This is a genomic window from Ensifer sp. WSM1721 (genome assembly GCF_000513895.2).
In the GTDB taxonomy this organism is placed as follows: Bacteria; Pseudomonadota; Alphaproteobacteria; order Rhizobiales; family Rhizobiaceae; genus Sinorhizobium.
The window spans coordinates 1,481,573-1,507,246 of sequence record NZ_CP165783.1 but is presented as its reverse complement, the minus strand read 5'-3'; the positions used below and the strand labels follow the sequence as shown (position 1 = coordinate 1,507,246).

Below are 25,674 nucleotides of genomic sequence, written 5' to 3'. Positions count from 1 at the left end.
ACTTATAATCCGAATTGTTGGATGAAGCGTTCCCGGTGGCAAAACATCAGTTTGGCGCGCTTGTCGGGAAGATCGATTTCGCCCTGCTCCTCGAAGGCGCAGACCGGCGCATAGCGAAGCAGACGCCGGGCCGCGACGCTCGGTTCGCCGACAACTTTGCGGGTCTCGGGGTCGTCGAGAAAGAGGAAACGGGTGAAGGCACGGATGACCGCGGGCGCAATGCCGCGGCCGAAAAATGCGGGTTCGCCGACCAGCATGTGCCAGCCCCGGTCCTTCTCCTCGGCCGGATAATAGCGGCCGAGAATATCGTCCTTCGCCCAATAGGCCTCCCAATAGCTCATCGGGGTCCCGTCGACGAAGCCGATATAGGGGTCCTGATGCGGATCGGCGAGATTGGTCTCGATGTAGGCGGCGATGTCTGCGATCGGCTTCGCCATCTTCCATTGCGGCACCACATGCGCCTGGTTCATCCACCGCCACAGGAGCTCCAGATCACGCTCCTTCTCCAGAAGGCGGAAGCTGATCGTCCGCCCAATGTCGGGATCGTAGCGCAAGTAGGCGAACGCCGTGTCCGGCTTGCTGATCTCAAGCATCGGCCAGGGCCTTTTCGGTCTCGAGCAGGGGGTTAGGGATTTCGAGATAGACCGATTGCGTTTCGAGCGGGCCGACAAGCTCGTCCATACGTGCAAGGCGCGTCTTGAGGTTCGCCTTGCACTGCAGGGTCGGCGCCAGCATCTTGCGCACGAGCCGAGAATTCGCGCCCTCCAGCGCCTCAAGCCGCAGCAACTCGCTGCGCAGCATCGAAAGGAGCGCGGTCTCGTCGACAAGTCCTTCCCGCCCGAGCGCTCCGATCATGCCGAGGACCGAGTTGATGAAGGCGTAGTAGAGCAGGCGCTCGTCCACCGCTTCCTCGCCGAAGACGGACTCGCTCGGCTCGCCGAGACCGGGCAGCGCCTCGACAAGCGCCTTGTGCGCGCGCTCATGGTGGAAGAAGCCCTGATTATCGCGATAGAATACGCCGATCGGATAACCGTCCTCGATCTCGATCACGATGTTCTGCTGGTGAGCCTCCATGGCGATGCCGTGGCGCAGATAAAGCCCGAAGACCGGCCGGACGAAGACGGTCAGAAACCGCTCGAACCAGGCTCGCGCAACCGCGTCGAGAGGACGTCCTTCCAGCCGCGCCCGGTTGCGGAGCAAGGCTCCGAGCCGGCTGCCGCGACCCGGCAGGTGCTCGCATAGGGCAGCGAGCAGCGACGCGTTGCGATCGGCATCCGCGCCGGTGAAAGGATTCTCCCGCATCGATACGGAGAGGCCGTCGATCACGGTCCCGTCGACCTTGACGCCCATATAGGCCGGGTCGGGCACGAGCGTCAGTCCCGGATAGACCCGCGAGAAATCCTGCCAGAGCCGATGGCGGCGGAAGCGGTACATGTCGTCGCCACGAAGCAGCTCGCGGGCGAGATTGACGCGGACGGAATTGGTGATGCCGACGCCCAGCGAAAGCTTCAGCATGAAGGGCGCGTCCGGTCGGTAGAGCGAACGCACGGACGACGTCGGGAACCACGGCTTGCCGGCTTCGCCGCAATCGATCAGGCGGCCGTCCGCCGCAAGCGCCGCCACCGCGGGATCCTTCAGCATCTCATCGGCCTGCCACGGATGCACCGGCAGCAGGGCGAAATCTCGTGCGGGCAAACGCGCTCTGATGCCATCGAGATCGTGCCCCATTGCGGTCTTCAGCCACTCTTCGGCCGAAGGCGAGCCCTCGGAATGGCCCGTATGGAAAAGGCGGCGCTCGACGGCGAACCAGCGTAGCGGAAATGCGGCTGCGAATTCCGGTGAATAGCGACGCGATTCCGCCTCCGTCATTCCTTCCCGGCTCTTCGGGCAGGGGTGAATACCGTGGCCGGCAATCAGCCCCTGTTCCGCCGCGACGAAGGAGACCTCCTCCGCGGCGAGACCGGCGAGATCGGCCTGGCGCGCCGCAAGCGCCGCTTCGATGAAGAGCCGACTGGAATGCGTGCGGTTCAGCAGGTCGGCCCGGCCGTCCTTTGCCGCGGCGGAAGGTTCGAGGCGTTCTATTACGGCCGTTATCGCTTCTGCGGCGCCGATCGTCGCCGAGCCGTTTTCGTCGGTCAGCATCACCGGTTCACCGAACAGGTGATGGCCCGTCGGCGAACGATAAAGGACGGGTAGATCGAGGCTGCCGCGGCCGTCCGGGAACGTCACCGTGAAGTGCGACCGTCCGGATTCGTCCGACCAGCGAACGCAATCGGCATATTCGCGCGCCACGCAATTGAGAAGAGAGCGCAGGGTAAGCGTTGCAGCATCATGTGCGTGCATGGTGAGCCTCCAGTTCACGGGCCGTTTCACCGATCGCATCGAGAACACGGTGGACGACGTCGGGGGTTGAACGCGGATTGAGCAGCGTGAGCTTGAAGTGGACGCGACCGTCGACAACGGTCGTCGCAAGCGCCGCGATGCCGGCATGGAAAAGTGCGGCTCGCGTCTTTAGCGTGATCGCATCGGAGAGTTCCGGTCCGCCGGCCGAGACGTAACGGAAGAGCACGGTCGATAGTGACGGCGGCCGAGCGAGGCGCAGATAATCGCGCGCCTCCACCGCCTCCGCCGCAGCACGGGTGTTTTCCAGCGTCTGGCAGATCAATGCGTCGAGGCCGTCGCGGCCGATCGCGCGCATGGTCATGAGAACCTTCAGTGCATCGGCTCTGCGCGTGGTCTGCATCGAACGCTCGACGAGGTTGGGCGCATCGGCGAAGACGGCATTCTCCGGATTGAGGTAGTCGGCCTTGCTCGCAAGCGGGGCGAAATGCGCCCGATCGCGAATGAGAAGCGCACCGCAACTGATCGGCTGGAACAGCATCTTGTGAAAATCGAGCGCGATGGAATCGGCGCGCTCCAGTCCTTCAAGACGGTCGCTGTGGCGGGAAAAGAGAAGCCCGCCGCCATAGGCGGCGTCCACATGCATCCAGAGATTCCGCGCGGCAGCGACATCGGCGATTTCAACCAATGGATCGATGGCGCCGAGATCCGTCGTTCCCGCCGTCGCAACCACGGCAATCGGCATGCGGCCGTCGCCGAGGACCCGCTGCAGGCCGGCTTTGAGCGCCGGCATCGACATCCGGCCCGCTTCGTCCGATGCGATGGAAATGACCGCATCATCCGCAAAGCCCAGGATGGTGGCACTCTTGCGGATGCTGAAATGCGAGTGTTCCGATGTGAGAATAACGCCGGACTTCCGTGCGTCGGCGCCGTAGCGCTCGGCGGCCAGATACAAAACCGTCATGTTCGACTGGCTGCCGCCGCTCGTGAAATTGCCGCTTGCCGAGGCGGGCAGCCCTGCAAGTTCCGTAAGAAATGTGATCACCCGCTCTTCGACGAGCGTGGCGAACGGCGATTGATCCCACGAATCGAGCGACTGGTTGGTGGCCGAGATCAGCACTTCGGCGGCCAATGCGGGCACGGCAACCGGGCAATGAAGATGCGCGATAGCCGCCGGATGACCGACCGTCAGCGCATGCTCGAGCGCCGGCCGCCCTATATCGGCGAGCGCGGCGGCGATCCCTGTTCCGACCTTCGGAAGCGGATCAAGATCGTCAAGAAGCGCGCGCAGTCCCTGAACGCTCGTTCCGGAGTAAAGGCTGCTTGCGGCCGCCGTTCCATGGGCGACCATGTCGACAGCCTGCAGCATCGCGTCTTTGAAAGCCAGACGTGATGGCGTGTCGGTGCCAAGTATCTGATCGGCGTGATCCGCCTCAGCGGCCGGCGCGAGCTTTAATGCGGCGACATTCATGTTCATGCGGCCTTGCGTCCGAGGCGCTCGAACGCGGAGGCAAGGACGCCCGAGACCTGATCGATCTCCTCGTCCGAGATGACAAGCGGCGGCAAGAGGCGCAGCACGCTGCCGTAGCGGCCGCCGGTTTCGAGGATGACCCCGGCGCGGAACACCTCATTCTGGATCATCCGGGCGATCTCCGGGCCATGCGGCGGGTGACCGAGCACATCCGGCCGGCCGGCCGGATCGACGACTTCGACGCCCAGCATCAGCCCTTCGCCGCGCACTTCGCCGATATAGGGCGTCTCAGCCGCGATGCGTTCGAGATTGGCGCGCAGCCTCCGCCCGGCAATCGCGGCGCGCTCGACAAGCCCGTCCCGCTCGATGATCTCCAGCGTCTTGGAGCCGGCCGCCATCGCCAACTGATTGCCGCGGAAAGTGCCCGCATGGGCGCCCGGCTTCCAGAGGTCGAGACCCTCGCGGTAGATCACGACTGCCAGCGGCAGGCCGCCGCCGATCGCCTTCGACAGGACGACGATGTCAGGGATGATGCCAGCCTTCTGGAAGGCGTAGAAGCTGCCCGTGCGGCCGATGCCGCTCTGGACTTCGTCGAGGATCAGCGGAATGCCGAGATCGCGCGTCACGCGGCGGACCGCGCGCAGCCATTCCGCCGGAGCCGGAATGACGCCGCCTTCGCCCTGCACCGCTTCGAGAATGACGGCGGCTGGGAGATTGATGCCGCCCTCGGGATCACGCAGCGCCCGCTCGAAATATTCGGCGGCAAGGCTCGCGGTTTCCTCCCCTCCCCGGCCAAACGGGCAACGATAGGCATAGGGGTAGGGAAAGAAATGCGCACCCGGCACGAGTTGGCCGACCTGTGCCTTCGGTCCGAGCGAGCCCATGAGGGAAAGCGAGCCCTGCGACATGCCGTGATAGGCGCCGCGGAACGAGATTACATCGGTGCGGCCGGTCGCGGTCTTTGCAAGCTTGATGGCGGCCTCGACGGCATCCGTGCCGCTCGGCGAGCAGAACTGGATTCTGGCTTCCTCCCGCAACCCGGAGGGAAGGGTGTCGAAGACGTCGGCGACAAACTGGTCCTTTACCGGCGTCGTCAGATCGAGAGTGTGGAGCGGCAGTCCGGAGCTGAGCACCTCCTGCAGCGTCTCGATCACCTCCGGGTGATTATGGCCGAGCGCTAGCGTTCCGGCGCCCGCGAGGCAATCGAGATAGGTTCTGCCGTCGACATCGGTGACCGTGCAGCCGAAGGCCGATTTCAGCGCAACGGGAAAGCGCCGCGGATAGCTGCGGGCATTCGACTCTCGTCTCGCCTGTCGGTCGAGATAGAAACCATTGGTGGCGCGTGCGGAAGCATCCATGAGATCAACTCCGTTCATGATTTTCCGTTGAGGTCTGGCGGCGGGCTCAGGCGCCCGACAGAGCGGGTGCCGGCCGCGCCTTGATCCTTTCCAGCATCCAGGCGGAGACTCCGATGCCGAGCACCGAAATGACTGTCGCCGAGGAAAAGAGCGTTGCGTAGCCGAACTGGTCGGCAAGGTAGCCTGCGATCGAGGTACCGATCAGATAGACGACCAGTTCGGCGCAGCTCAGGATCGTGAAGTCCGTGCCCGGCTGATCGTCCGAAGAGGACGCCATGAAGAAAGAATAGATGGCGACCAGTTCCATGTAGCGGATCAGGGTCTGGGCGGCGGAGGCCGACATGGCAACCGCGACTCCGGGCCAGATGCCGAAGGCATTGAGCGCGAAGGCGAGAAAGCAGAGGCTGCGAAGCCCGCCAAGCAGAATGAGCGTCGCCGTCAATCCCGCCTTGCGGATGATGAGCGCGGCGATGACTGCGCCGAGAAGTCCCGCGGTTGCGGCCGCACCGCCGGACAGATAGCCGATCCAGGCGGTCGCCACCTTGCTGTCGACGAGATAGGCGCCTTCCATGCCGCGCACGAGACCCTCGCTCGCGCGGTAGGTGAGGGCGAAGGCAAGGATCATCCAGGCGTTCGGCCGCCGGAAGAAGCCGATAAGGCTTGCTCGCTTTCGGCTTTCTTGCTTTCGCGAGGTCGCGTCCGGGCTCTGCTCAACCCTGTCCTGCATCCAGATTGCCGCGACGAGCGGCAGCAGGGACAGGCCCGCGACCAGCAGGATCGTCGGCTGCCAGCCGATCTTGTGAAAGAGGACCAGCGTCAGTGTGCCGCCGACGATGACGCCGAGAGCGACCGAGCCCGCCTGCACCGCATTGCCGATCGGCCGCGTCCTTCCGGTCAGATGCCGCACCGCATAGCCGTCGGTCGCGATGTCCTGCACCGAGGAAAGAAGCGTAATGCAGATGCCGATCGCGAAGAGTGCGCCGGCTTCGTGAGGTTCGAACAGGGCCATCGAGGCGATGCCGGCACTGACGAGGAGCTGCGTCGGCACCACCCAGCCGCGACGGTGGCCGAGATTTGGCCAAAGCGCCCACCGATCGACCAGCGGCGCGATCGCGAACTTCAGCACCAGCGGCAGCATGAGAAGTGAGAACAGGCCGATCGCGGTGCGCGATGCGCCGCTCTCGCGCATCAGAGGCGGCAGCGCCACGAGCAGAAGGTACGTCGGGATCCCCTGGGCGAGATAGAGCCCGCCCAATACCGCGTAAAGTCTTCCGGCACCTTGCACGGTCGTTCGTTCCCCGACCGCTGGAGTAGTTTGCATAATGGTCATTGCAGATACGTCCCTTGCGCGCGGCGCCGAGCATTGGAGATTGCTCCCGTCTGGCGAATTCCAACCGCCGTTTAAACAGGAGTATTTTTCTCATCTTTAAATCTGCGGGCCGCGAAAGGCTTGGATGGGAACGAACCTGATTAAGACAATTGCGAACGGGCGTTTTTAGACCGGTCGGGAAACGAGCCGGTGCCGGAAAAACAGCGGAACTTTACCGTCGATGCCCGGTTGCACCCTGTCGAGCACCCGATTTTTTGGAGGAATGCGAGATGGCTACAAACATTAAAGACGGAAAGACCGCCAAGAGCTCGAAGGGCACTCATGGCGGAAATCGCGCCGGCGATCAGGGGAAAAAGGACGACGTCAAGAAAAGCAGCCAGTCGGCCGGCAAGGATCCACATCGGGGCAGCAAATAACACGCGTCTACTGCATGTTTCCTTAAATCCTATCCGATTTTAAGGATAAAAACATGCAGCACTCAAAGTGTTACAGCGCCTTCACGCGTCTGATAAGACGCGCGGCGCTGTAAAGGGCGTTTACGAGGATGGGCTAAGCGCACGCCTTTGTCGCCGGCGCTCGAGCGAGCGTGCGCTCCGACGGGCGATTCTAAGCTCGGCGAGCGTCGGCTGCCACCAGCCGCGGAAATGGTCGCTGAGGGCTGCCTCCCGACGGGCAGGCCAGGTGGCGATAAGCTCCGCCAGCGTCGGCAAGCGCCAGGTTCCCCAGACATAGTCGCGGTCGGCTTGGGACGTGTGAGGATAATATTCGATCATCGAGGACGGCTCGACGAGTTCCCCGGATATGTCGGTGAAGACGACAATGCCGTATTGATTTGTCGCCACGGGCCGTTCAAGCGGCGGCAACTCCTCCGCAGGCAAGGGATAGCGGCGACGTCGGCGCTCCGCTGCGCGCAATCGGGCGGCCTTTTGCTCCTCGGAGTTCTTCTTCGCTTCCCTTCGCCGTTTTCTTTCCTCGGGTTCACTCCGTCGTGCAGCCTCCTCGATCTTCTGCCAACGGCGCCGCAGCTCCTCGTAGGACCGGAACGGCACCCGCCAGACGCGCAGATCGTCGTCCCAGTGCGCCCACGGAACTGCGCGCAGCAGATCGAGGACGGTTTTGGAATAAGGCGTTCGGACGCGCAGATCGTCGCCGACCTCGAGATAGGGACTTGTAATCGGATCGAACGCATAGGCATCGCGCCCCTTGAGGTCGCCATAGACGTCGTGAAACTCGGCTTCACGCGCCAGCCAGCGGTTTACGCGTCGGGCAGCGGTTTTTCCCGGCACGAACCAGCTCCGCCGCTCGTCGTCCCACCTCGCGCGAGGAAAGGCCTCGCGAAAGCGCTCGACCGTCATTCGGTCATAGGGAAATGCCGCGAAGGCACCGGGCCTTTCCTCGTCTTCGCGCGCGGGTTTCTGATTGAAGTCCTCCACGACGTGAGCCTATCGACGAAACTGGTCGGCTCACAAACGTTCGTCCCGATGTCATGGTTCAATCGGATGGACTGCAAGGGTCTGCTTTATGCGGCAATGGCGCCGCGCAGACGGAGCGCCAGATCGGGCCGATCGGATGTCAGGTGGCCGATGCCTCGGTCGAGCCAGTAACGGATTTCCGCTTCTTCGTTGACGGTCCAGACGCACAGGCGCTCCAGCGGCAGTGTCCTGCGGATCAGCTGCCATTCGGCCGCCATCAGCTCGTGATGGACAGCGACGATCTCGACGAGGTCGTCGACGGCAGCGAGAAAAGCGGCAAGACCTCCCTGCCTCCCCGCCCAATCGGCGTTCACGGAAACGAGGCGCGCGACATGCGGCGCATGGCGGCGGCAATCCGCCAGCACGGATGTATCGAAAGAGGTGAGATGGGCGCGATTGTCGACCCCGAAGCGGCGAAGCTCCTCCGCCACGCGCCGGGCGACGTCCGGATAGGGCGTACCGGTTTCATCGACCTTGATCTCGACATGCAGGTGCGGACCGCCCTCGGGTGCCAGAACGGCCAGCACATCCGCCAAGGTCGGGATCGCCTCGTCTGCATCTAGCAGTCTCGTGGTCGCCCGCGCCTCGGGCGTCAGACGGCGCACCGGTCCGGTCGCTTGCGCAGTCCTGTCGAGCGTGGCGTCGTGGATGACGAGTAGCTCGCCAGAATCGGTGAGATGCACGTCGAACTCGATCGCATCGACGCCGAGCTCTATCGCATGGCGAAAGCCCGTCAGCGAATTTTCCGGCCAAAGATTGCGGGCGCCGCGATGGCCGATGATCTTCGTCATGCCAATATTCCTCATCGCAAGGTGGGATCGAGCTTATCGCGGAGCCAGTCTCCGACAAGCGAGATGGAAAGGGTCGTGAGCATGATGACGGCAGCTGGGGCGAGCATGATCCAGGGGGCGCGGGTCAGATACTCGCGCCCGAAGCCGACCATATTGCCGAGGCTCGTTTCCGGCGGCTGCACGCCGAGACCGAGGAAGGAGAGCCCGCTTTCCATCAGGATGATTTCCGGGAAAGTCAGCGTCATCGATACGATCAGGGTCGATGCGACATTGGGGAGGATATGACGAAGATAGACCCGCGCCGGCGTGGCCCCTAGCTGCACCACTGCGGCGGCATAGCCCTGCGCTCCGGCCGAAATCGCCAGTCCGCGGGCGATGCGCGCATAGCGCTCCCATCCATAAAAACCCATCAGGCAGACGAGCAGCATCATGGACGAACCGAAGAAAGCGAGCACCGCGAGCGACATGATGAGAAACGGCAGAGCTGCCTGGAAATCCGCAAGCACGAGCACGAGGTGCTCGACCATGCCGCGGAAGCGCGCCGCCGCGAAGCCGAGCGTCGTGCCGAAGACGGCAGACAAGATCGTCGCGCCGAAGGCGATGATCAGCGACACGCGGATCGATTGGATCAGCCGCGACAAGACATCCCGGCCAAGTTCGTCGGTGCCGAGCCAGTGCTTGAACGCGCCCGGCGGAGAAAGCCGGCTCGTCAGATCCATGGCGGTGATCTCGTAGGGCCGCAGGTAGCCGGCGAAAAGGGCGATCACGAACATGGCCGCCAACCAGAAGACGCCGAACGCCACCGAGATCGGCATCTTTCGGCGGAGCGATGCGGTGAAGCCTCGGAGCCGCCCCGGCGACGCCCTCTCGGTCACATCAACAGACGCCATCCCGTCTCTCCTCAATGAGCCGCATGCGAACGCAGGCGAGGATCCAGCCAGCCATAGAGCAGGTCGACGACAAGGTTCGACACCACCATCGCCGCAGCGATGATCAGCAGAATGCACTGCACGACGGCGAGGTCTCGATTGCTCACCGAAACCACCAGAAGCCGCCCGATGCCCGGCCAGGAAAAGATCGATTCCACGACGACGGCGCCGGCGATCAGCGAGCCGACCATGAAGCCGACGATCGTTACGATCGGGACCGCAGCATTGGGGAGCGCATGGCTCCAGATCACGTCGCGCCATTTCACTCCTTTGGCGGACGCGGTCCGGATATAGGGTTGCCCCATCACCTCGATCATGGCGCTGCGCGAGAAGCGGGCGAGAATGCCGATGCCGCCGATGCTCATCGTGATCGTCGGCAGGATGCCGTGCACCCATGTATCCTGGCCGCCGGACGGCAGGACGCCGAGAAGAACCGAAAAGACCAGCACGAGCACCAGCCCCATGACGAAGGACGGGATAGTGAAACCCATGATCGCCAGCATGATGACGCCGCGGTCGGCGAAGCTCTGGCGGTGAAGCGCGGCATAGACGCCGGCCGGAATGCCGATCAGAAGCTTGAGTATCAGCGCCGGCAAGGTCAGTTGCAGCGTGGCCGGCACCCGCTCCAGCACCAGATGAAGCGCCGAAGCCTTGTCACGCATGGATACGCCGAAATCGCCGGTGAAGATCGACTTGATATAGGCGAGGTATTGTATCCAGAGCGGCTGATCCAGACCCCAGGTCCTGCGGAAGGCATCGAGCGCGTCCTGCGGAACGTCCGGACCGAGCATGACCTGGGCCGGGTCGCCGGACATGCGCAGCACGACGAAGGCGAAGGTCACGACGGCCAGAATCGTGATCGCGGCCCGAAGCAGCCGCACGAGAACGAAGCGGATCATGCCCGTTTCCTCAATGTCTCGAGCGACGCCGCCTCGCCCGCCACGACGTGACAGGCTGCCGTCCGTCCGCTGCCGATCTGGCGAAGCGCCGGTACGCTCGCGCGGCAGATGTCGCGTGCGAGCGGGCAGCGGGGATGGAAGGCGCAGCCCGAGGGACGATCGGCCGGGTTCGGAGCTTCCCCCTGCAGGATCATCCGGCCTTCGAGCGGCTTGCCGGGTACCGGCACACTCGAGACCAGCGCCTTGGTATAGGGATGCTGGGGAGAATGGAAGATCACGTCGGACGAGGCCTCCTCGACGATCCGGCCGAGATACATCACCGCGACGCGGTCGGCTATATTGCGTACGACCTTGAGGTCATGACTGATGAAGACCATGGCGATGCCGTTCTGCTCCTGCAGGTCGCGCAGCACATTGACGACTTGCGCCTGGATCGAGACATCGAGGGCGGAAACGGGCTCGTCGCAGACGAGAAGCTTCGGCCGCGAAGCAAGAGCGCGGGCGATGACCGCCCGCTGCCGTTGGCCGCCGGAAAGCTCGTGCGGGAAACGCCCGGCCTGATCGGGGCGAAGGCCAACGGCCGCCATCAGCTCCGCCACACGGGCAGCGCGGTGCTCCTTCGGGATCATCCGGTGGATCTCCAGCGGCTCGCCGACCTGTGTTGCGATCGGCAAGCGCCGGTCGAGCGCCGCCAGCGGGTCCTGGTAGACGAGCTGCATTTTCGCGCGCAGCGCCCGCCATTCCGCCGTGCCGGATTTCGGCATCGCTCGGCCCGAAAAACGCACCTCACCCGCTTGTGCGGGATCGATGCCCAAAAGCATCCGCCCCAATGTCGACTTGCCGGACCCGGATTCGCCGACGATGCCGAGCGTCTCGCCCGGCATGACCGCGAGTGAAACACCGTCGACAGCCCGGACCCGGCCCGCGCGGCCGAAGAGACCGCGCCGGGTTTCGTAGATGCGGACGAGGCGGTCCGCTTCGACCAACGGATTCACGGCATCACCCCTTGGGGAATTCTTCTTTTGGCTTCAGCACGTGTGGCCAATGGCACGGGACGGGTGCAGGCGAGCCGGCGGCCGTCATCTTGCGGCATTAGAGGCGGACGCTCGCGCCCGCAGGCATCGACGGCGCGCGGACAGCGCGGGGAAAAGGAACAGCCCTCGGAAAGCTGTTTCGGGTTCGGCACCGTTCCGGGAATCGGGACGAGCCGGTCCCGCGGCCCGTCGATCCGCGGAATGGCGTCGAACAGCCCGCGCGTATAGGGATGCCGCGGCGCAGAGAAGAGTTGCGCGACGGTCCCCTCCTCGACGATCCGGCCGGCGTACATGACGCAGACGCGCTCGCAAACCTGCGAGACCGCCCCGAGGTCATGGCTGATGAAGACGAGCGCCATGCCGGTCTCCGCCCGAAGCGTGTTCAGAAGATCGAGGATCTGCGCCTGGATGGTCGCATCGAGCGCCGTCGTCGGTTCGTCCGCGATCAGGAGCTCCGGCTGCCCGGCAAGCGCCATCGCGATCATCAGGCGCTGACACTGTCCGCCGGAGAACTCGTGCGGATAGAGATCGAAGCGCCGCGGCGGATCCGGGATGCCGACCATGTCCATGAGCCGCAAGGCCTCGGCTCGGGCGGCCCCGCCGCAAAGGCCGCGGTGGATGCGAAGCGCCTCGACGATCTGCCGGCCGACGATGAGAACCGGGTTGAGCGAACTCGACGGGTCCTGGAAAATCATTGCGATCCGCCCGCCCCGGATTTCTTCCAAGACGGAACGCCGGGCGCCGCACAGTTCGCGGCCATCGACGCGGACGGAGCCCGTGACCGCCGCCTTGCCCGGCAGCAGTCCGAGCGCCGCGAGCCAGGTCACCGACTTGCCGCAACCGGACTCGCCGACAAGCCCGAGTGCCTCTCCCTTGGCGACGTTGAGATCGATGCCATGGAGGACTTGCATACCGTCGAAGGTGACCTTCAGATCCCGCAATTCCACCAGATTGGGATTGGCTGAGCCCATTTCTCATCCCCGCTTAGTTCCGGCCGCGGCGGCAGCCGGGGCTGCCTCAGCCGGCCCAGTTGGAGGCCCTGAAGTCCATTGCGAAGGCGGGCGCCGCCTTCCACTTCAACGAGGACTTCACGCCGGTGAAGACCGCGTTCTGGTGCAGCACCTGGTAGACCGGGTCTTCGCGCTCGCAGATCTCGAGCATGCGGGCGAAAGCCTTCTTGCGCTTGGCGTGATCGGTGCTGGTTTCGAGAATCTGGGCCATCTGGTTGGCCTCGGCATTCGTCCAGTCCTTCTTCTGCTGGGCCTCGCCGTTGGGGCCGAAACCCGCGACGATCGAGGAGACGGGGTCGCCGAATGCGGCACCGGCCGACCAGTCGCGCACGCCCTTGACGCCCGACGGATCATGGATCTGTCCCCAGTTCTCCTTCATCTCGATCTCGACGTTGAGCCCCACCTGCCGCCACATCTCGACCATGATCTGACCGTTGGCGGTCTGGTTCGTGTAGTAGTTGTTGAGAAGACGGAAGGGGATCGCATCGCCCTTGTAATTCGCCTGCTTCAAAAGATCCTTGGCGAGCTGCGGGTTATATTCCGGAACCGCCCAGCCTTCGATGAACATGTCGCCGTAGAAGGGGAATTGAAGACCGGCCGGAACGGTCGTCTGGCCCGCCCAGAGTGCCTCGACGATTGCCTGCCGGTCGATCGAATGGGTCATGGCGCGACGGACCAGCGGATCCTGAAGGATCGGGTTCTGGATATTGAACACCGAGATGCGGTGATTGTGGATGGTGGAACCCTGCACCTCGTAACCGGCCGTGCCCTGAACGGCGGCGATCTGATCCGGCGGCAGGTCGCATGCGAAGTCGTACTCGCCGGAAAGCAGGCCATTCACGCGCGAGGAAACTTCAGGAACCTCGACGAAGCGGATTTCTTCGAGCGGCGGACGGCCGCCCCAATAGTCGTCGAAGGCGACGAGAGTCAAGGAAACATCGGGCTTGTGCTCGCCGACCATGTAGGGGCCGGTGGTGATCGGCTTGCGCGCCCAATCGATATAGGTCTTGGCCTCGTCCCAGGCGCGGCGATTGGCGATCTGGCTGCCGAAGGCGTAAAGGCGGCCCTCGATGGTGACGTCCGGCGTCGCATTGTGGAAGCGGACGGTATATTTGTCGACGGCCTCGACGCCGGCGAGCGCCGGCCACAGGCGGCGGCCGGTGCCCGGGACGATTGCCGGCAGCTCCTTGGCATTCGCCGGCTTGTGCTCGTCCTCGAAGATCGTCTTGCCGCCTGCCGGCTGGGTATTGCCGAAGACGCGCTGCGCCGAAAAGCTGAACACGACGTCGTCGGCCGTCAATTCGTCGCCATTGTGGAACTTCACGCCCTGACGCACCTTCAGCTCGAGCGTCTTGTCGTCGATACGCTTCCATTCCGTCGCAAGGCCCGGGACCGGGCCCTGATTGCCCATCCAGTCGCGCAGGATCAGGCCTTCCCAGAGGTTCGGAAAGAACACGCGCTCGCCGACATTCGACGTTTCGTTCCAGACATCGAGCGTATTGTTGATGGTGATCTTCTGCACCGCAATCGTGACGGAGGGGCGCTTGCCCTGGCCCAAAGCGAAGCGCGGCAGGACCATGCTGCCTGCAGTCGCGCCAATGAGACCAAGCGCGCCGCGCCGACTAATCGAAAGCATAGAAACCTCCTTCAATGATAGAGTGAGCATCCCGCGGCAGAGACCGTTCAAGGTCGCTTGTAGGCGCGGCGATGCGTCGTTTTCCTGGTGTTTCGGTGAAGCTTCGGTGACAGGGACAGAGGCAATGAAGGACTTGGCAGCGCGCCGCCCCTTCGGCACGCGATCCTGCGCGGTAGCCTGACGGGCGTCAGCACAGCATCGCAATCGGAAATCCGGGAAACTGCCGTCATGGGATAGAGCCCAACATAATGTCGTTGACAGCCACTTAGTTTACATATGTTACATACTTGTGACGTTTGTAACAATGGGGAACCGAACTGCATGGGGCAGCAGGACTTAATGGTCAGAGCCGCCTGGCTCTATCACGTGGAGGGGCTGACACAGGCCGAGATCGGCGAACGCATGCATCTCACGCGTCGCCGCGTGAACGAGCTTCTCGCAGCGGCGCTGGAAGAGGGCATCGTCCGCATCAGCTTCAGTTCGCCGCTCGCTGAAAATGTCGAACTCGAATCGCGGTTGCGCGACCATTTCGAATTGAAAGACGCTGTGGTCGTGCCGACCCCGGCTGACCCGCGCCAACTGCATTCCGTGATCGGCCGCGGCGCTGCCGCCTATCTGGACCGCCTGATCCAGTCCCGGAAACCCGCGTCGATCGGCGTCGGCTGGGGCGCGACGCTGCGCGAGACGATGCAGCACATGACGCCCGCCAACGAGCCGGAGATCGACGTGCGCTCGATGATGGGCGGCCTGACGCACGGCTCGGAGATCAACACCTTCGAGATCGTCCGCGGCTTCGCCGAGGTTCTGAAGGCGCAGTGCCATTATTTCGCGGCCCCGATCTATGCCGAAAGCCCGGAATCGCGGGAAGCGATCATCGCCCAATCGGTGTTCCGAAAGATTTTCCGCCAGACCTGCGACGTCGACATTTCCTATCTCAGCGCCGGCGACGTTTCGCAGCAATCGCTGCAGGTGCGCTACGGCCTGCCCGAGGGGACGAATGTCGCCGACCTCATCGCCGTCGGTGCAGTCGGCGACCTCTTGGGCCGCTACCTCGACGCTGAAGGCAAGCCGGTCGATCATCCGCTGAACAGGCAGGTGCTTTCGCCGGAACTGGACGACTATCGCCGGGTTCCTTGCCGCATTGTTGCCTCCGGCGGCCCGCACAAACGCGATATTCTGCTGGCGCTGGCGAGAGCAAGGCTGGCGACGATCATCATCACCGACGCAGAGAGCGCGAAAGCCATGCTGTCCTCCTCTTAGCGAGCGCTCGGATGCTGGCGCCTGTGCGAGCGGTTGGCTTCGCCTGCATGCACTTTCCAACTTGTGGGGGTGGGATTATGTTCCAGCTTTGTTCCTGGCGCTCGGGTGATTCGGTCGCGCGTCGACGCCGAGAGATCGATTCTTGAGATTTTGCGCATGGGGAAAGCAGAAGCGAAGGGAAGCATGAGCGCGGCCTATCTGGAAAAACTCAACGAGCGTCAGAGAGAAGCGGTCGAACACGGTATCGGTCTTGCAGACGGCGAGATCGGCGGACCTCTTCTCATCATCGCCGGCGCCGGCTCCGGCAAGACCAATACACTTGCCCATCGCGTGGCGCATCTGATCGTCAATGGCGCAGATCCCCGCCGGATCCTCCTCATGACCTTTTCCAGACGCGCCGCATCCGAGATGGCGCGCCGCGTGCAGCGGATCTGCCGGCAGGTTCTCGGTGACAACGCCTCTATCATGACGGATGCACTCGCCTGGGCTGGAACGTTTCACGGGATCGGCGCGCGGCTTCTTCGCATCTATGCGGAGCAGATCGGCTTGAATGTCGACTTCACCATTCACGATCGCGAAGATTCGGCGGACCTGATGAATCTCGTCCGCCATGAACTGGGCTTCTCGAAGTCGGAGAGCCGCTTCCCGACGAAGAGCACCTGCCTCGCCATCTATTCGCGCGTCGTCAACTCGGAGAGCTCGATCACCGAGGTGCTGAAGTCCTCCTACCCGTGGGTGGCCGGGTGGGAAGAGCAGCTCAAGCAACTCTTCACCGGATATGTCGAAGCCAAGCAGGCGCAAAACGTCCTCGATTACGACGATCTGCTGCTCTACTGGGCGCAGATGGTCTCCGATCCGGAGCTCGCCGGCGACGTCGGCAGGCGCTTCGACCACATCCTCGTCGACGAGTATCAGGACACGAACCGCCTCCAGGCCTCGATCCTGATATCTTTGAAACCCGCCGGTCGCGGCCTCACGGTCGTCGGCGACGATGCACAGTCGATCTATTCCTTCAGGGCCGCGACGGTGCGCAACATCCTCGACTTCCCGAAGGAGTTCTCCCCGCGGCCGGCGGACGTCATCACGCTCGACCGCAATTACCGCTCGACGCAGCCGATCCTCGCCGCCGCCAATGGCGTCATCGACCTCGCCCGCGAGCGCTTCACCAAGAACCTCTGGACGGATCGGCAATCGGAACAGCGCCCCCTTCTCGTCACCGTAAAGGACGAGACCGATCAGGCGAACTATATCGTCGAACAGGTTCTGGCGAACCGCGAGGTCGGAATTCGGCTGAAGCAACAGGCCGTGCTGTTCCGCTCGTCCAGCCATAGCGGCACATTGGAAGTCGAACTGACCCGACGGAACATCCCCTTCGTAAAATTCGGCGGTCTGAAGTTCCTGGACAGCGCTCACGTCAAGGACCTGCTGGCGGTCCTTCGCTTCGCCCAGAACCCGCGCGATCGCGTTGCCGGCTTCCGCCTTCTTCAGATGCTGCCCGGGATCGGCCCGCTGACAGCCGGAAAGATCCTCGACACGATCACCGAAGATCCAGAGCCTCTCCTGTCGCTCGCCGAGATCCCCCCTCCCCCGAAGACCGGTGAAGACTGGACCAGGTTCATCACGCTCCTGTCGGGCCTGAGGAGGTCCGGAGCGGACTGGCCAGGAGAGATCGCCCTTGCCCGCGCCTGGTACGAACCGCATCTCGACCGCATCCACGAGGATGCCGACACCCGCAAGGCCGATCTCCTCCAACTCGAGCAGATCGCCGGCGGCTATCAGAGCCGGGAGCGCTTTCTCACGGAACTCACGCTCGACCCGCCGGACGCCACCAGCGATCAGGCCGGCGTGCCGCTACTGGACGAGGACTATCTCATCCTTTCCACGATCCATTCGGCCAAGGGCCAGGAGTGGCGCTCCGTCTTCATGCTCAACGTCGTCGACGGCTGCATTCCCTCCGATCTTGGGGCCGGCAGCAGCGCCGAGCTCGAAGAGGAACGGCGGCTACTCTATGTCGGCATGACGCGGGCTCGCGACAGCCTCACGCTTCTGACGCCGCAGCGATTCTTCACCGGCGGGCAAAACGCGCTGGGAGACAGACACGTCTATGCGTCACGCACCCGGTTCATACCGGCGACGCTGCTCCAGTTCTTCGAAACCTCGCATTGGCCGAAGGTGAAAGCGACTGCCGGCGAGCGCAGCGCCCGGCAGGTCCGGGTCGATGTCGGAGCACGAATGCGATCCATGTGGAAGTGAGGTCCTTTCACTGTGGCATCTGGCCGGCAATCAGGTTCCGGTGAGGTGTCATCCCGCCATGCCGCCGTTTCTCGCCCGCCGCGCTCGAAGCTCGCCTGGCGCGGCCGACGGCGCTTCATCCGGCGTGAGCCATTTCGGCTTCGGCACGGCCCTGATTAGGCTTTGGGTGTATTCGTGTTGCGGCGCGCCGAACAAGGCCGAGGTCGGGCCCTCCTCGACGATCTTTCCCTGCTTCATCACCAGGATCCGATCGGCGAAATGGCGCACGATCGGCAGGTCATGGGTGATGAAGATATAGGAGAGGCCGAGTCTCGTGCGAAGGTCGGCCAGAAGATCGATCACCTGTGCCTGGATCGAGACATCAAGCGCGGAGACCGCCTCGTCGCAAACGATCAGTTCCGGCTCGCTCGCAAGCGCCCGGGCAATGGCGATGCGCTGCCGTTGTCCGCCGGAAAACTGGTGCGGGTAGCGCTCGGCGTGCTCCGGCTTTAGGCCGACCAGGTCCAGAAGCTCCGCCACCCGATCGCGCCACCGGCTCCGGGGCAGGAGATCGCGGTGAATCGCCCAGGGCTCGGAGATGATCGCCTGGATGTTCATGCGCGGGTTCATGGAGCCGTAGGGATCCTGGAAAACCATCTGGACTTTTCGCCGAAATGCGACGAGCTGCTTCCCACTCATCTCGAAGATGTTCTCGCCCGCATAGATCGCCTTGCCGGAGCTCGGATCGTTCAGCCTGAGCAGAATGCGAGCAATGCTCGACTTGCCTGAGCCGGACTCCCCGACGATGCCGAGCGTCTCGCCTTTCCTCACTTCGAAACTGACGTCGTCCACTGCCTTGAACGAGCGCTTGCCGGCGAATGCTCCGGATGCAAGCACATATTCCTTCGTCAGATGCTCCACCTTGAGAAGCGTTTCGCCTGTGACCTTCGCCGATCGTCTGTGCGATGTTTCCGCCGCCTCGCCATGGGGGAGTGCGGCGATCAGGCGGCGCGTATAGGCGTGCTGCGGATTGCTGAACACCTCTCGGGCGAGACCGGATTCCACAACCTTTCCGCCATTCATGACGATGACCCGGTCTGCCATGGATGCGGCAACCTCGAGATCATGGGTGATCATGACGAGCGCCATGCCGGTCTCGCGCTGGAGGTCGCGCAAGAGATCGAGAATCTGCGCCTGAACGCTGACGTCGAGCGCCGTCGTCGGCTCGTCGGCGATCAGGATGTCGGGCTTGAGCGCGATCGCCATGGCGATCATCACGCGCTGGCGCTGCCCCCCGGAGAACTGGTGCGGGTAGAAATCCACCCGGCTTTCCGGCTCGGGGATGCCGACGCGCCTAAGCAGTTCTATTGCGTTGGTGCGTGCTTGCCTGCCGCGTGCCGCGTCATGGCTCTCGAACACCTCCGCGATCTGCCGCCCGACGGTATAGACCGGATTGAGATAGGCGAGCGGATCCTGGAAGATCATCGCGATCCGCCGGCCGTTGATGTCGCGGCGGGCCTCCGCATCGAGGCGAGAGAGCTCGGTACCGTCGAAGACGCAGGATCCGGAGACGATATCGCCCGGCGGGCAGTCGATGAGATCCATTACCGTGCTGGTGCTGACGCTCTTGCCCGAGCCGCTTTCGCCGAGGATCACGAGCGTCTCGCCGCGGTCGACGTGGAAGGAGACGTTGTCGACGGCGCGGACCGGGTCGTCGTTCGAGAGGAAATCGACCGTGAGCCCCTCGACCTTCAAAATGGCCCCCTCGCCCTTCGGAATGGGATTGCGTGCGTTCTTCATCGGGCGGCCTTTCGCAAAGTCTGCAGACGCCAGCGTTGTTGCGGATCGGCGACGGTTCGCGCCCAGTTCGAAAGGATGTTGAGGGACAGCGTCGTCAGCATGATGGCAAGGCCGGGCCAGAAGGCGATCCACCAGGCAGTTGCGAGATAGCCGCGCCCGTTCGCCACCATCGCGCCCCAGGTGAAGTCCGGCGGCTGTATGCCGAGGCCGAGGAAACTCAGCGCCGATTCCGACAGGATGACCGTCGCGAAATCGATGGCCGAGATCGTCACCAGGGTCGGCAGGACGAGTGGTGCGATGTGCCTCAGGAGGATGCGGGCGGGTCCGGCCCCCATCGAGCGGGCCGCGCTGACGAACATGCGCTCGCGCAGCTCCAAGACTTCGGCGCGCGCGGTTCTGAGATAGATCGGCATGCGCGTGATGGCGAGTACGATCACGAGATTGGTGATGCTGGGGCCGAGCGTGTAAAGCACGATCAGCGCCAAAAGAAGCGACGGAAAGCTCATCACTACGTCTGCGAGGCGGAGGATCAGATGGCTGTACCAGCGCTCGGAATAGCCTGCGACAAGGCCGAGCGTGCCGCCGATGAGCATGGATGTGAAAACGGCCGCCGCAGCGATGCCGAGCGTGTTCTGGGCGCCGACGATCAGCCTCGCCAGAACCGGTCGGCCGAGCGTATCGGCACCGAGAAAGTAGATCCAGCCGTGCTCGAAAGCGAAAGGAGCGAGATTGCGCTGGCGCAAGCCCAGCCGCGAGGCGGCGTCGCCTACTAGCCAAGGACCAAGGAGGGCGGCGAGCACAAGGATCGCCAAGAAAATGGCTGCCGCGAGCGCCAGCCTGTCTCGTTTCAGATAGGCGAGCAGGACTCGAGGCTTGCTCGCACCTGCAGACGCTCGGCTGTCGGGAGTAATGATCGTCATGGCTCAATACCGGATGCGCGGATCGAGAAACGCATAGAGCAGGTCGATCGCGATGTTCAGGATGAAGATGGCCGTCGCCGTGACCAGGATCGTCGATTGGACGACGGCGAAATCGCGCTGGATGATCGAATCAATCATCAGCTTGCCGATGCCCGGCCAGCCGAAGATCGACTCGACCACGACGGCGCCGTTGACGAGGCTCGTCGCGAGATCGCCGGCGACGGTCACGACGGGCAGCAGCGAGTTACGGAGCGCGTGGCCGAAGATGATCTTCGTTCGGCGCACGCCCTTGGCGCGGGCCGTCTTGATATAGGGGGAGGCCAGCGCCGACAGCATGGCTCCGCGCACGACCTGGACCAGCAGCCCGAAGGGGCGAAGCGTCAGCACCAGGATCGGCATGACCCAGTGAGCCCAGCTTCCGGTGCCGGAAGTCGGCAAGAGCTCGAGGCCGACTGCGAAGACAAGAATGCCGACAATGGCGACCCAGAAATCCGGAGCACTTGCGCCGGCGAGAGAGGCGACGCTGGCAATGCGATCGAAGAGGCTGCCGGGGCGCGCTGCCGCAAGTGAACCGACGAGGATCGCCAGGGCCGACGAGAGCGTGATCGCGACGAATGCGAGCTTCAGCGTCTCGGGAAAAGCCTGAAGCGCGACCTCCATCGCCGAGCGGTTCTGGCGCAGCGACTGGCCGAAATCGAGCTGCAGCAGGTCCTTGAGGTATTCGACGAACTGCCACGGAATTGGCTGGTCGAGCCCGTTCAATTTTGCGAATGCGGCTCGCGCCTCGGCCGTCGCGTCGAGCGGCAGGTACAAGGCTGAGGGGTGGCCGGTAAGCCGCGTCAGAAAGAAGACCAGCGTCAATAGGCCGAGGACCGACAGGATGCTGTGGGACGCGCGGCGCCCTATATAGCTGAACATTTCCGATGCCCTTCGAAGGTATCGCGCAGAAGCATTTCAGACGGGATCGCAGGGTGGCATCGGCCACCCTGCGGGTCCGATCGATCAGTCCTTGAGGCGGATATTGGCCAAGGGGATTTCGCTGTTGGTCGTGATATCCGGCTTCCAATCGAGCCTGGCGCCGACGCGCGTATAGCCGATCATGTGGAACATCGGGATGTCCGCGACAACCTCCTTGCGCGTCTTGTCGAAGATCGCCTTGAAGCTCTTCGTGCGGTCTTCGCCGGTGGCTGCGAGCGCCGCGTCGATCTCCTTGTCGAGGGCGGGATCGGCGAGCGTCGAATAATTGCCGCTCGAACGATAGAAGATCGGGATGGTGAAGGCCGCGTCGCCCTTGTTGTTGTCGTGCATCATCTGCAGGAGGTTGGCGCCGCGCTCCTCCGGGAAGGGCTTCTGCAGATATCTGAGCCAGTCGGCGACGTCGAGCATGGTGAGCTTGACGTTGAGACCCACCGCCTGCCACATCGTCATCATGGCTTCCATCGCCTCGGCGCCGTTCGGATAGATGCCGTTGCGGCCGATGAGCTTGATCTCGGTGTCGACGGCAACGCCGTCTGCCGCGGCCTCCTCGAGCAATTTCTTTGCCTCTTCCGGATCGTAAGGCCACGCTTCTAGCGCCTCGTCATGGCCGTTGATGCCAGGAACGACCATCTGCGACGCGCGCTTGACGTCATCGCCGAAGAGCTGAGCGAGACCTTCCCAATCGATCGCAAGATTGAGCGCCTTGCGCACGCGTAGATCGTCAAGCGGCGGCTGGGCCGTGTCGATGCGGATAGCGGTCGTTTCCGAGTTCAGATAGGCGAAGTCCGTTTCCGGATTGCTCGCATCCTGAATGGCGATCGACGGCGTCAGGTCCGCTTCGCCGGTCTCGACCATGGCGGCGCGGATCGAGGATTCCGGACGCCAGACATAGGTCGCCTTGGTAAACTCCGGCTTCTGACCCCAATAGCCGTCGAAGGCATCGAGCACGACGGTCTCAGGCGAGAAGGTCGAAAGCTTGAAGGGGCCGGTCCCAACCGGATCGTTGACGGCCTTGTCCTCCGGCGTCTTCGGCGAAACGACCATGACCACGCTCAACAGCGTCGGAAGAATCGGTTGCGGTTTATCCGACTTGATCTCGACGGTGAGATCGTCGACGGCTGTGACCGTCAGCTTCGCATCGCCGAATTTGGCGATGTTGCTGCAGGTGAGCTTGCCGCCGGTCATCCGGTTGATCGAGAAGACGACGGCTTGCGCATTGAATTCCGAGCCGTCCTGGAATTTCACGCCGTCGCGCAGCTTGAGCCGCCAGGTTACCGGATCGACCTGGGTCCATTCGGTGGCAAGCTTCGGCTGCGGCTGTCCGGTTTTCGGATCGATCACCGTCAGCGGCTCGACCACGTTCTGGCTGAGGATCTGACCGACATTGGTGATGATGGTGCCGCAGGGCTCCAGATTTGCCGGCTGCTCCGGCAAAACGATGCGGATTTCTTCTGACGCCTGCGCCATCGCCGATGACGCGGCCGTCATCAGGGCGGCGGACGCTATTGCAAGAACACTTGATCTCTTCATGTTTTCCTCCCTTGGTGTTTTGAATTTCGGCCTCTCCGGCGGACACCTCGTCCCATTCGTCCGCCGGACTGCCGAGAGCTCCGATCAGGCTGCGGCCTTCTCGATGAGTTCCCGCAGCACTTCCTTCTCCTCAGGCTTCAGGTCCGTCAGCGGCGGGCGCACCGGACCGGGCGTCCGCCCGATGAGATGGACACCGGCCTTGATGATCGAAACCGGATAGCCCTGCTCGCGATCGCGCAGCACCGCGAAGGGGAAGAAGAAGCGGTGAAGGATCTCTTCCATGGTCGCCCGGTCGCTCGCGCGCATCGCCTTGTAGAAGCGCTGCGCCAGTTTCGGCACGAAATTGAAGACGGCAGAAGAATAGGTCGTGACGCCGACGCCGTTGAAGCCCTCCGCGAAGAGCTCATGCGTCGGCATGCCGCCGATATAGGTGAGCCGGTCGCCGAGCTTCGCCGTCACGTGGCGGACGAGATCAACCTTGCCGGTGCCGTCCTTGAAGCCGATGAGGTTCGGGCAGGCATCGGCGAGACGGGCTACGGTCTCGGCATTGGCGACCGAATTGGCGCGATTGTAGATGATGACCCCAAGACCGGTGGATTCGCATACGGCTTTGACATGCCGGTAGATGCCCTCCTGCGGCGCCTCCATGAGATAGTGCGGCAAAAGCAGAAGACCATCGGCGCCGGCGGCCTCGGCATGGCGGGCGGTCTCCCTGGCGAGCTCAGTGCCATAGCCGCAACCGGCAATGATCGGCACGTCGCCGGAAGCTTCCTTCGCCGCGCGGGTAACCTTGCCGACCTCCTCGGGCGAGAGCGAGAAAAATTCGCCCGTACCTCCGGCCGCAAAGAGTGCCGCCGCTCCGAAACCGGAGAGCCAAGCAACGTGCTCGCGGTAGCTCTTGAGATTGAGGCTGAAGTCGTCGTTGAAGTGCGTAACCGGAAACGACAGCAGGCCCGAGCCGATGCGCGACTTGATTTCATCTGGCGACAAAGGAATTCCTCCCACGAATTGATATGATGTCGTGGGAAATTCATATGATGACTTTTGCGACGAGTCAATCGCCCTTCTCGCGATTGCCGGTCGAGCGGCGGATCATCAATGAACGATAGCGCTTGATTCCGGTGACGAGGTGCCGGCGCATCGCCTCGCGCGCCTTCTCCGGATCGCGGGCGAGGATCGCTTCGGCGATTTCGCGGTGCTCCTCAAGGATCGGCTGGTCGCGGTTGGGCAGCGGATCGACGCCGCCCATCACCGTCTTGAACTTCACCCGCGGGATCATCCGGCGGCCGACATGCTCGAGAAAGGCCCTGAATCTCGCGTTGTTCGTGGCGGTGGCGATTGCCATGTGGAACTGGAAGTCCGCGTCGTCGGTGGGCTTGCCCTCCGCGACGAGATCGGCGAATCTCTCGACCTGCGCCTGGATTTCGGCCTCTTGTGCGGGCGAGCTCCGTGCCGCGGCAAGACCGGCCGCTTCGACTTCTATGCCGATGCGCAACTCGAGTTCCTCGATGATGTCGGAGATCTTGTCCGTCTCGTCCGTGAACAGTTTCAAGCTTTCATCGGCGGGTTTCGGGCCGATGACGAAGACGCCTGCGCCTTGCCGCGATTCCACCAGGCCGTCGGCGCGCAGCGCGGCGATCGCCTCCCGGATCACCGTGCGGCTGAAACCGAACCGGTCAATGAGCGCGGGTTCTGTCGGAAGCTTGTCGCCGGGCGCATAAAAGCCGGCTTCGATCTGTCCGCGCAGCGCATCCGCGACCTGTGACGCAAGTGACCTGCGGGGCATTCGCTGTTCGGCCTGCTGCATGATTCCTCCAGACTTTACATCGCAGACCATCCATAGCCGGAGCCGGCACCAAAAGCCAGCTCATCCTATGAAATCCTGCGAATCAGCCTGGAGACATCTTACGACTTCCGGTCGAGGCTAGGTCGCGGCGGCTACAACAACGCGGACCGCACAGGGGCAAGCTCATCCAGCGAGATCCTACGCCGCGTATTCCAGTTCGGCTCCGGCAAGGCTGGTGACGACGATCGGGGTGCCGTTGGGAACCCGGTTGTAGAGATCGACCACATCCTGGTTGATCATGCGGACGCAGCCCGAAGACACGGACTTGCCGATCGTCCACCATTCGGGCGATCCGTGAATGCGGTAGAGCGTGTCCACGCCGTTCTGGAATATATAAAGGGCGCGCGCTCCGAGCGGATTGGTCAATCCGGGCTCCATGCCGCCATTTGCGATGCTGTAGGGCTGGAGGTCGGGCTGACGCGCGACCATCTCGTCAGGGGGTGTCCAGCGCGGCCATTGCCGCTTGTATTGGATGACACCCCTGCCGGCCCACTCGAACCCGGCGCGACCGAGGCCGACACCGTAGCGCATGGCCTGACCGTTCTCGTAGGTCAGGTAGAGGAAATGGTTCGCGGTATCGACGACCAGCGTTCCCGGACGCTCACCGGTCGGGTTTGCGACCATCTGCCGGTAGAAGCGGGGTTCGATCTTCTCATAGGGTACCGCCGGCAGCGGGAACAGCTCGTTCGGCTGGGGCCCGTACATGCTTGCATAGAGGGACGTGTCTACGGGCAGCGGTGCGGCAGCGACCCTCGGCGCGGGCGTCGTCGTACAGCCCGCCAGCGTCGTCACCGCTACGCTGCCCGCACCGAACATGAACGCACGGCGGCTGAACATC

General features: G+C 63.4%; 21 protein-coding genes. 2 read left to right on the top strand and 19 right to left on the bottom strand.

What is annotated here, in order from left to right; all coding sequences use genetic code 11:
* Nucleotides 1–2 precede the first annotated feature (2 nt).
* The 12 genes from M728_RS24630 to M728_RS24575 all read right to left on the bottom strand — a co-directional run bounded on the left by M728_RS24630 (nucleotide 3) and on the right by M728_RS24575 (nucleotide 14,270).
* Nucleotides 3–593, bottom strand: coding sequence for a GNAT family N-acetyltransferase (locus tag M728_RS24630; protein WP_026621240.1), 591 nt, complete (start codon nucleotides 591–593; stop codon nucleotides 3–5).
* Nucleotides 586–2,343: an IucA/IucC family siderophore biosynthesis protein gene (locus M728_RS24625; RefSeq protein WP_026621239.1), complete on the bottom strand. Its 1,758-nt coding sequence runs from the start codon at nucleotides 2,341–2,343 to the stop codon at nucleotides 586–588. The genes M728_RS24630 and M728_RS24625 overlap by 8 nt, the downstream gene beginning before the upstream one ends.
* Nucleotides 2,330–3,817 carry an aspartate aminotransferase family protein gene (locus tag M728_RS24620; protein ID WP_026621238.1) on the bottom strand — a complete coding sequence of 496 codons (1,488 nt, stop codon included), beginning with the start codon at nucleotides 3,815–3,817 and terminating at the stop codon, nucleotides 2,330–2,332. The genes M728_RS24625 and M728_RS24620 overlap by 14 nt, the downstream gene beginning before the upstream one ends.
* Nucleotides 3,814–5,187, bottom strand: coding sequence for a diaminobutyrate--2-oxoglutarate transaminase (locus tag M728_RS24615; protein WP_256375589.1), 1,374 nt, complete (start codon nucleotides 5,185–5,187; stop codon nucleotides 3,814–3,816). The genes M728_RS24620 and M728_RS24615 overlap by 4 nt, the downstream gene beginning before the upstream one ends.
* Nucleotides 5,188–5,215: 28 nt before the next feature.
* Nucleotides 5,216–6,499, bottom strand: coding sequence for a RhtX/FptX family siderophore transporter (locus M728_RS24610; RefSeq protein WP_026621236.1), 1,284 nt, complete (start codon nucleotides 6,497–6,499; stop codon nucleotides 5,216–5,218).
* Between the two features lie 536 nt (nucleotides 6,500–7,035).
* Nucleotides 7,036–7,932: a hypothetical protein gene (locus tag M728_RS24605; RefSeq protein ID WP_026621235.1), complete on the bottom strand. Its 897-nt coding sequence runs from the start codon at nucleotides 7,930–7,932 to the stop codon at nucleotides 7,036–7,038.
* A gap of 86 nt (nucleotides 7,933–8,018) precedes the next feature.
* Nucleotides 8,019–8,762: a glycerophosphodiester phosphodiesterase family protein gene (locus M728_RS24600; RefSeq protein WP_026621234.1), complete on the bottom strand. Its 744-nt coding sequence runs from the start codon at nucleotides 8,760–8,762 to the stop codon at nucleotides 8,019–8,021.
* 11 nt (nucleotides 8,763–8,773) lie between these two features.
* On the bottom strand, nucleotides 8,774–9,652 hold the full coding sequence (locus M728_RS24595) for an ABC transporter permease (RefSeq protein WP_026621233.1): 879 nt from the start codon (nucleotides 9,650–9,652) through the stop codon (nucleotides 8,774–8,776).
* Nucleotides 9,653–9,663: 11 nt separating this feature from the next.
* Complete coding sequence (locus tag M728_RS24590) at nucleotides 9,664–10,590, bottom strand: ABC transporter permease (RefSeq protein ID WP_026621232.1); 927 nt, start codon at nucleotides 10,588–10,590, stop codon at nucleotides 9,664–9,666.
* On the bottom strand, nucleotides 10,587–11,585 hold the full coding sequence (locus M728_RS24585) for an ABC transporter ATP-binding protein (protein ID WP_026621231.1): 999 nt from the start codon (nucleotides 11,583–11,585) through the stop codon (nucleotides 10,587–10,589). The genes M728_RS24590 and M728_RS24585 overlap by 4 nt, the downstream gene beginning before the upstream one ends.
* The gene (locus M728_RS24580) at nucleotides 11,582–12,595 is read right to left on the bottom strand and encodes an ABC transporter ATP-binding protein (RefSeq protein ID WP_026621230.1); all 1,014 of its coding nucleotides are present in this window, start codon (nucleotides 12,593–12,595) and stop codon (nucleotides 11,582–11,584) included. Before M728_RS24580 ends, M728_RS24585 begins: the two co-directional genes overlap by 4 nt.
* 46 nt (nucleotides 12,596–12,641) lie before the next feature.
* Nucleotides 12,642–14,270, bottom strand: coding sequence for an ABC transporter substrate-binding protein (locus tag M728_RS24575; RefSeq protein WP_026621229.1), 1,629 nt, complete (start codon nucleotides 14,268–14,270; stop codon nucleotides 12,642–12,644).
* Between the two features lie 321 nt (nucleotides 14,271–14,591).
* Between M728_RS24575 and M728_RS24570 the strand changes: the two genes are divergently transcribed.
* The gene (locus M728_RS24570) at nucleotides 14,592–15,530 is read left to right on the top strand and encodes a sugar-binding transcriptional regulator (protein WP_026621228.1); all 939 of its coding nucleotides are present in this window, start codon (nucleotides 14,592–14,594) and stop codon (nucleotides 15,528–15,530) included.
* Nucleotides 15,531–15,713: 183 nt separating this feature from the next.
* Complete coding sequence (locus M728_RS24565; RefSeq protein WP_026621227.1) at nucleotides 15,714–17,783, top strand: ATP-dependent helicase; 2,070 nt, start codon at nucleotides 15,714–15,716, stop codon at nucleotides 17,781–17,783.
* 48 nt (nucleotides 17,784–17,831) lie between these two features.
* Here the strand turns inward: M728_RS24565 and M728_RS24560 are convergent, their stop codons facing one another.
* The 7 genes from M728_RS24560 to M728_RS24530 all read right to left on the bottom strand — a co-directional run bounded on the left by M728_RS24560 (nucleotide 17,832) and on the right by M728_RS24530 (nucleotide 25,673).
* Nucleotides 17,832–19,562 (bottom strand): ABC transporter ATP-binding protein, encoded by a 1,731-nt coding sequence (locus M728_RS24560; RefSeq protein ID WP_051440919.1) that lies wholly within the window; start codon nucleotides 19,560–19,562, stop codon nucleotides 17,832–17,834.
* A complete protein-coding gene (locus M728_RS24555) occupies nucleotides 19,559–20,482 on the bottom strand; it encodes an ABC transporter permease (protein ID WP_026621226.1) in 924 nt (307 codons plus the stop codon). Before M728_RS24555 ends, M728_RS24560 begins: the two co-directional genes overlap by 4 nt.
* A gap of 3 nt (nucleotides 20,483–20,485) precedes the next feature.
* Nucleotides 20,486–21,400, bottom strand: a complete 915-nt coding sequence (locus M728_RS24550; RefSeq protein WP_026621225.1) for an ABC transporter permease — start codon at nucleotides 21,398–21,400, stop codon at nucleotides 20,486–20,488.
* Between the two features lie 84 nt (nucleotides 21,401–21,484).
* On the bottom strand, nucleotides 21,485–22,990 hold the full coding sequence (locus M728_RS24545) for an ABC transporter substrate-binding protein (RefSeq protein ID WP_026621224.1): 1,506 nt from the start codon (nucleotides 22,988–22,990) through the stop codon (nucleotides 21,485–21,487).
* Between the two features lie 84 nt (nucleotides 22,991–23,074).
* Nucleotides 23,075–23,980 (bottom strand): 5-dehydro-4-deoxyglucarate dehydratase, encoded by a 906-nt coding sequence (gene kdgD / locus M728_RS24540; RefSeq protein ID WP_026621223.1) that lies wholly within the window; start codon nucleotides 23,978–23,980, stop codon nucleotides 23,075–23,077.
* 64 nt (nucleotides 23,981–24,044) lie between these two features.
* On the bottom strand, nucleotides 24,045–24,797 hold the full coding sequence (locus M728_RS24535) for a FadR/GntR family transcriptional regulator (RefSeq protein ID WP_026621222.1): 753 nt from the start codon (nucleotides 24,795–24,797) through the stop codon (nucleotides 24,045–24,047).
* Nucleotides 24,798–24,974: 177 nt separating this feature from the next.
* Nucleotides 24,975–25,673 (bottom strand): L,D-transpeptidase, encoded by a 699-nt coding sequence (locus tag M728_RS24530; protein WP_051440918.1) that lies wholly within the window; start codon nucleotides 25,671–25,673, stop codon nucleotides 24,975–24,977.
* Nucleotide 25,674: the final 1 nt, after the last annotated feature.